This window comes from Thermomonas sp. (assembly GCF_041919455.1).
Lineage (GTDB): Bacteria > Pseudomonadota > Gammaproteobacteria > Xanthomonadales > Xanthomonadaceae > Thermomonas.
Genome location: NZ_JAYRTQ010000016.1, coordinates 59,094 through 66,397, shown reverse-complemented (window position 1 = coordinate 66,397; position 7,304 = coordinate 59,094). Strand labels below are relative to the sequence as shown.

General features: G+C 67.4%; 5 protein-coding genes. 2 read left to right on the top strand and 3 right to left on the bottom strand.

What is annotated here, in order from left to right; genetic code table 11:
- On the top strand, nucleotides 1-121 hold a 121-nt coding region (locus ACE3T8_RS11600), incomplete at its 5' end, for a transposase (protein ID WP_374609356.1).
- A gap of 134 nt (nucleotides 122-255) precedes the next feature.
- Here the strand turns inward: ACE3T8_RS11600 and zipA are convergent.
- The 3 genes from zipA to ACE3T8_RS11585 form a co-directional block, all read right to left on the bottom strand.
- Nucleotides 256-972: a cell division protein ZipA gene (zipA, locus tag ACE3T8_RS11595; protein WP_374609354.1), complete on the bottom strand. Its 717-nt coding sequence runs from the start codon at nucleotides 970-972 to the stop codon at nucleotides 256-258.
- A 13-nt stretch (nucleotides 973-985) separates the two neighbouring features.
- Nucleotides 986-4,495 carry a chromosome segregation protein SMC gene (smc, locus tag ACE3T8_RS11590; protein WP_374609353.1) on the bottom strand — a complete coding sequence of 1,170 codons (3,510 nt, stop codon included), beginning with the start codon at nucleotides 4,493-4,495 and terminating at the stop codon, nucleotides 986-988.
- Nucleotides 4,496-4,627: 132 nt separating this feature from the next.
- Nucleotides 4,628-5,713: an ABC transporter ATP-binding protein gene (locus ACE3T8_RS11585; protein ID WP_374609352.1), complete on the bottom strand. Its 1,086-nt coding sequence runs from the start codon at nucleotides 5,711-5,713 to the stop codon at nucleotides 4,628-4,630.
- A gap of 121 nt (nucleotides 5,714-5,834) precedes the next feature.
- Between ACE3T8_RS11585 and ACE3T8_RS11580 the strand changes: the two genes are divergently transcribed.
- Nucleotides 5,835-7,208 (top strand): GH1 family beta-glucosidase, encoded by a 1,374-nt coding sequence (locus ACE3T8_RS11580; protein ID WP_374609351.1) that lies wholly within the window; start codon nucleotides 5,835-5,837, stop codon nucleotides 7,206-7,208.
- Nucleotides 7,209-7,304 lie beyond the last annotated feature (96 nt).

The following is a 7,304-nucleotide window of genomic DNA, read 5'->3' as shown; positions in this document are numbered from 1 at the left end:
TACCGGGCAACTGGAAGGCATCAACAACAAGATCAAGGTGATCAAGCGCATGGCCTACGGCTACCGCGACAGCGAGTACTTCTTCCTGAAGATCAAAGCCGCCTTCCCCGGTAATCCGTGATGAACCGATTTTAAGCCCCTCTCCCTCCGGGAGAGGGGTTGGGGTGAGGGTCCGCTGTGGAGATGATTTCCACGATGCTCCGAACCCTCATCCGGCGCTTTGCGCCACCTTCTCCCGAAGGGAGAAGGAAAGCATCACCAGCGATTCGACTTGCTCAACGGCGGCGCCGCGTGCTGGCGATCGTAGGCGCGGAGTTCGTCGCGGATGTGCTGCACGCGCTGGCGACCGAGTGCATTGCGCTCTTCGTCCAGCACCACGCCGTCGAGCAGGTCCGCCATGCGCTGCGCCGCCGGTTCCATGGTTTCCCATGCATCCAGCGCGGCGACAGGGGCCGGCAGGGTCAGGAAGAAGGCGATCGCCGGGGTTTCGATCTCGGCGATGCGCGCCATCTCGAAACTGCCCGGCTTGATGATGTTGGCGACGCTGAAGATCGGGCCGAGCTCCGGCTTGCCATCGACCAGGCGATGGAACACGTCCATGTGGCCGAAGGTCAGGCCGGCCTTCTCGGCGGCGACCACGATGTCCTGTCCGCGCAATTTGTTGCCGGCCTTGGCCGCCACGTACAGCGAGACGATGCGGTCGAACTGCTCGGAGACGCGCTTGCCCAGCTCGCTTTGCGCGGGGCTGCCGTCCAAGGCGAGTTCTTCCTGCTGCGCGGGCGACGAATTCCAGCCATCGGCGAACTGGTCGCCCAGCGACGGCTCGGTGCGGCTTTCGGCAGCACCCGCGTCTTCGCGGGGAACGCGGCGACCCTGGCCGTTCTTGCGGCCTCGGCCGAAATAGATGATCGCGCCGAGCAGCAGCGACATCGCCACGGCGATCCCGATGCGCAGCAGGGTCATGTCGGACATCGAACAGGCCTCCTCAGGCAGCGCCGGCCAGGCGCGCGGCTTCGGCGAGGTCCACGGAGACCAGGCGCGACACGCCCGGCTCGCGCATGGTCACGCCGGACAGTTGTTGCGCGGCTTCCATGGTCGCCTTGTTGTGGGTGACGAACAGGAACTGTACCTGCTCGCTCATTTCGCTGACCATCGCGGTGAAGCGGCCGACGTTGGCTTCGTCCAGCGGCGCGTCCACTTCGTCCAGCAGGCAGAACGGCGCCGGGTTGAGCCGGAAGATCGCGAACACCAGGGCGACCGCGGTCATCGCCTTCTCGCCGCCGGACAGCAGCGAGATGTTGGACACGCGCTTGCCGGGCGGGCGCGCCATGATCGCCACGCCGGTGTCCAGCAGGTCGTCGCCGGTCAGTTCCAGGTAGGCGTGGCCGCCGCCGAACAGGCGCGGGTACAGTTCCTGCACGCCACTGTTGACCCGGTCGAAGGTGTCCTTGAAGCGACCGCGGGTCTCGCGGTCGATCTTGCGGATCGCTTCTTCCAGTGTCTCCAGCGCGGTGGTGAGGTCGGCGTCCTGCGCGTCCAGGTACTCCTTGCGCTGCGCGGCCTCGGCATGTTCGGCGATGGCGGCGAGGTTCACAGGCTCGAGCCGGCGCAGCTTCGCGTCGAAATCCGCGACGGCCTTTTCCCACAGCGACGCATCCGCGTCTTCCGTAAGCGTGTTGATGACGTCGTCCATGGCGAAGCCTGCCTCGACCACGGCGGCGGCGAACTGGTCGGCCTTGATCGCCAGCGCCTGCTGGTCCAGCCGGCGCTGGCTGATGGCCTCACGCTGCGTGAGCGCCTGCGCATCGCGCTGCTGGCGGGTCTGTTCGAAGCCGCGCAGGTCGTTGTCGATACCTTCCAGGGTCGAACGTGCTTCGGCCAGTTCGCGCTCGCTGCGCACGCGCTCGCCGAGCGCGATTTGGCGTTCGTTCTCCAGCGACTGCACCGGCGCATCGCCTTCGGCGAGCTGCGCGGCCAGGTCGCCCAGGCGCGAATCCAGTTGCCCACGCTGGCCGCCCATGCGCTCCAATGCCTGCGACAAGGCGACGACCTGCACGCGCTGCGATTCCAGCGCCAACGCCAGTGCATGCGCGGCGTCGCGCGATTCGCGGGCGGCCAGGCGTGCACCGTCGCGGGCGTCGGCGAGTCGGCGACGCTCGGCGTCCAGCGCCTGCCTTGCGGTTTCGAGGTCGCCCATCGTCGACACCGCTTGCTCGACCCGATGGCGCGCCTCGCGCGACTGTTCCTGCGCGGTTTCCAGCGTGGCGGCGAGTTGGGCCAGTTCCGCATCGATGCGTTCGATGCGGTTGCGCGCGGATTCCAGCTTGCCCTGCTGACTCTGCAACTGCCCGGCCAGTTCTGAAACACCGCGATGGGCGAGGTAGAGGGCGCGCTGGGCATCCTCGCGTTGCTGTTCGGCGGCGAGCAACTGGTCGCGCAGGCGGGTCAGCAGGGACTCGAGTTCACGCTCGCGGTTCACGTGGCCGTCGATCTCGACGCGCAGCGACTGGATCTCCTTCTCGCGCAGCAGCGCACCCTGCTTGGCCGCACCGGAACGCACCACGCGCACCCAGCCGGCGCCGAGGCGCTCGCCGTTGCGGGTGATGACCGATTCGCCATCGCCTAGTTGCGCTTGCAATGCGCGTGCATCGGCCAGGGTGTCGGCGCCGTGCAGGCGCGACAGCAGGCGACGGATCGCAGCCGGGCCCTGCACCTTGGCCGCGAGCGAGGTCGGCGGATACGTTTCGCCGCCATCGCCATCACCCGACGCGACCAGCGCCAGGCGACCGTCGCCGAGTTCGCCGAGCGCATCGACCAGGGCCTCCGGCGCATCCACCAGCACCGCTTCGATCAGCTGGCCCAGCGCGCCTTCGACCGCGTTTTCCCAGCCGGCCTCGACCTGCAGGCGCTCGCCGACGCGGGCTGCATCGTCCAGCCCCTGCGCCTTCAGCCATTGCGTCGCCGCGCCCTGCTCCTGACCCAGCGCGGCCGCCTGCAGGGTCTCGAGGGATGACAAGCGACCGCGCGCGGCCTGCGCCTGCTTGCGCAGTTCGGCCAGTTCGGACTGACGCGCGCGCTGCTGTTCCTGGGCGTCGGCGGTGGCCTGCTTGCGCTGCTCGACCTGCTCGCCCAGGGTGTCCAGCGATTCCTTCTGCGTCTCGTGCTGCAGCTGCAGCTGCTCGAAGGCATCGGCCAGGGTGTCGAGGTCCAGACCGGCGCGTTCGTTGATCAGCTGTTCGCGACGGCGGTCGGCATCCAGCACCTGCCGGTCGAGGTGTTCGATGCGGGTGCGTTCCACGTCGCCGGCACGCGCGGCCTCGGCCTGCTGGCGGCCATGCGCGTCCCAGCGCTGCTGCCAGTCGGCCAGTTGCATCTCGGCATCGCGTAGCGTGTCCTGGCGCTCCACGTCGCCTTCCTGCAGCAGTTCCAGCCGCGGCTCGGCATCGGCCACCGCCTCGCGCAACAGGTCCAGCTTCTGCTGGTCATCGAAGATGTGCGCACCGAGTTCGGACAGCGAGGCCTGCGCTTCGTCGCGGGCGCGTTGCAGGCGGGACGACAGCTCGCGCTGGTGGGCGATCTGCTGCTCGACCCGGGCCAGGGTGCTGCCCACCTGGTAGACCGCGGCCTGCGCGGCGTTGAGGGACTCGCTGGCGGTCTCGCGGCGTTCGCGGCCGGTCTCCAGCTCGCGCTCGGCCTCGCGCTGCTCGGCGATCAGTTGTTCGAGGCGGGTTTCTTCCTGCGCCAGCTTCTCGCGCAGGCGCTGCAGCTTGCCGTCGAGCGCACGGAATTCCAGCGCCTTCCATTCCACGTCCTTGATCCGCCGCTCGGCCTGGATCGCGGTGTACTGCTCGGCCTGCTTGGCCTGCCGCGCCAGGTGCTGCAGCTGCTTGCCGACTTCCTCGCGCAGGTCGTTGAGGCGGTCCAGGTTCTCGCGGGTGTGGCGGATCCGGGTCTCGGTTTCCTTGCGGCGCTCCTTGTACTTGGAGATGCCAGCGGCTTCCTCGAGGTAGACGCGCAGTTCCTCGGGCTTGGCGTCGATGACCTGCGAGATCATCCCCTGCTCGATGATCGAGTAGCTGCGCGGGCCCAAGCCGGTGCCGAGGAACAGGTCGGTGATGTCGCGGCGGCGGCACTTGGCGCCATTGAGGTAGTAGCTGCTCTGGCCGTCGCGGCTGACCATGCGCTTGACCGAGATCTCGTTGAAAGCCGCGTATTCGCCGGTGATGGTGTGGTCGCTGTTGTCGAACACCAGTTCGACCATCGCCTGGCTGACCGGCTTGCGCGCGGAGCTGCCGGAGAAGATCACGTCGGTCAGCGAATCGCCGCGCAGGCGGCTGGCGGCGGACTCGCCCATCACCCAGCGGATGGCGTCGATGATGTTGGACTTGCCGCAACCGTTCGGCCCGACTACGCCGGTCATGTTGGTCGGCAGGTGCAGGGTGGTCGGATCGACGAAGGACTTGAAGCCGGACAGCTTGATGGTGGACAGGCGCATGCGCGTCGGCGGATCCCGGGCGGCGGCAGGCGCCACCACTTGTGAATTTGGATTGAAAATATCCGCCAGGTGATTGATTTGTCTGGTGGAATCGCTCCGGCGTGGAACCGCCGATCGGTGAGTATAGCGGGGCTAGGCGGCCAGTCGCTCGCCGCTGGCGGGATCGAAGAACAGCACGTCCGCCGCACGCAGGCTCAGCCCAAGCGACCCTCCTTCGACCGGCGCCTGTTCAGGCGGCAAACGGGCAACCAGCGACAGCGCGCCGATGCGCAGGTTGACGAAAACCTCGTTGCCCACCGGCTCCACTGTGTCGACGGTGGCCGACAGCATCGCCTGTCCGTCAGCGACCACTGCGAGATGCTCCGGGCGGATGCCGGCAACGACGTGCCTCGGCAAACCGGCGGGAAGCCGCGCGCCGTCCAGTCGCACGCGCTGGCCATCGGCGAGCACCAGCGCCGGACCGTCGTCGATGACCAGCATGCCCTCGACGGTATTCATCGCCGGACTGCCCAGGAAGGTCGCCACGAACAGGTTGGCGGGATTGCGATACAGCGCCATCGGGGTGTCGATCTGCTGGACCACGCCATCCCGCATCACCACGATGCGCTGGCCCAGCGTCATCGCCTCGACCTGGTCATGGGTGACATAGATCATCGTGGTGCCGGTGCGGGCATGGATGCGGGCGATCTCGGCACGCATGCCGGCACGCAGCTTGGCGTCGAGGTTGGACAGGGGCTCGTCCAGCAGGAACACCTGCGGCTGGCGGACCAGCGCACGACCCAGCGCGACCCGCTGGCGTTGCCCGCCGGAGAGCTGCGCGGGCTTGCGTTCCAGCAAGGCGCCCAGCTCGAGAATGGCGGCAGCTTCGCGCACGCGGGCCTCGATCTCGGACCTGGGCAGCTTGCGCAGTTGCAGGGCGAAGGCCATGTTCTCGGCCACCGTCATGTGTGGATACAGCGCATAGCTCTGGAACACCATCGCGATGTCGCGCTCCTTCGGGGCGACCTCATTGACCACGCGCTCGCCGATCCGCAGCGTGCCCGAGGTGATCGATTCCAGCCCGGCGATCATCCGCAGCAGGGTCGATTTCCCGCAACCGGAGGGCCCGACCAGTACGATCCGTTCGCCATCGGCGATGTCGAACGTCGCCCCGGCGACGGCAACGTGGCTGCCTTCTGGGTAGACCTTGCGGACCTGCTCCAAGCCGACCTTTGCCATCCATCCGCTCCTGCTGGTTCACTGGCGGGGAACCGGATGCAAACCGGCCGCGACCCAGCTATTCTGCGCATGTAACCGTTTTCACGCCACCCCGGCAAGACTGCCCCGGAGCCCACCCGACATGACCGCGCCCACCTTCCCCGACGACTTCCTGTGGGGCGCGGCGACCGCCGCCCACCAGATCGAGGGCTCGCCCTTGGCCGACGGCGCCGGCCCGAGCATCTGGACCCGCTTCGCGCATACCCCGGGGATGATGCTCAACGGCGATACCGGCGACGTGGCCTGCGACCACTACCACCGCTGGAAGGACGACGTCGCGCTAATGAAGCAGCTGGGCCTGAAGGCCTACCGCTTCAGCGTGTCGTGGTCGCGGATCCTGCCGGAGGGCACCGGCCGGGTGAACCAGGCCGGGCTGGATTTCTATTCGAACCTGGTCGACGAGTTGCTGGCCAACGGCATCGAGCCGCTGCTGACGCTGTACCACTGGGACCTGCCGGCGGCGCTCGACGATCGTGGCGGTTGGCTCAACCCCGACATTGCCGACTGGTTCGCCGAGTACGCCAGGGTGCTCTACAAGGCGCTCGATGGCCGGGTGAAGAAGTGGGTGACGCTCAACGAGCCGTGGGTGGTGACCGATGGCGGCTACCTGCACGGCGCGCTGGCGCCGGGGCATCGCAGCAAGTACGAGGCACCGATCGCATCGCACAACCTGATGCGCGCGCATGGCGCGGCGGTGAAGGCTTACCGCGAGATGGGCCGGCACGAGATCGGCCTGGTCGTGAACATCGAGCCGAAGTACCCGGCCACGGACTCGACCGATGACGCCGCCGCGGTGCGCCGCGCGCATGCCTACATGAACGAGCAGTACCTGCACCCTGCACTGCTCGGCCACTACCCGCCGGAGCTCAAGCAGATCTTCGGCGACGCCTGGCCGGAGTGGCCGGCCGAGGATTACACGCTGATCCGGCAGAAGCTCGATTTCGTCGGCATCAACTACTACACCCGCAGCGTGACCAGGGCCGCGGAAAGCTATCCGCTCAACACCGGCGTGGTGCGCCAGCCGCTGGGCACCTACACCGAGACCGGCTGGGAAGTGTTCCCGCAGGGCCTCACCGATCTGCTGCTGTGGTTCAAGCAGACCTACGGCGACCTGCCGGTGTACATCACCGAGAACGGCGCCGCATTTTTCGATCCGCCCGCAGCGATGGTCGACGACGACGGCAAGCGCCGGATCAAGGATCCGTTGCGCACCGATTACCTGCGCAAGCATCTGCGCGCGATCCACGATGCGATCGAAGCCGGCGTGGACGTGCGCGGCTACATGCTGTGGTCGCTGCTGGACAACCTGGAATGGTCGCTGGGCTATTCCAAGCGCTTCGGCATGATCCACGTGAACTACGTGACCCAGGAGCGCACGCCGAAGGACAGCGCGCTGTGGTACTCGAAAGTGATCGCCAGCAACGGCGCGTCGCTGGCGGAGCCGTTGCCTTACTGAGTGCTGTTGATCGTCATGCCCGCGAAGGCGGGCATCCAGCGTCTTTCACCATGTTCACGAAAGTCTCTGGATCCCGGCCTTCGCCGGGATGACGAG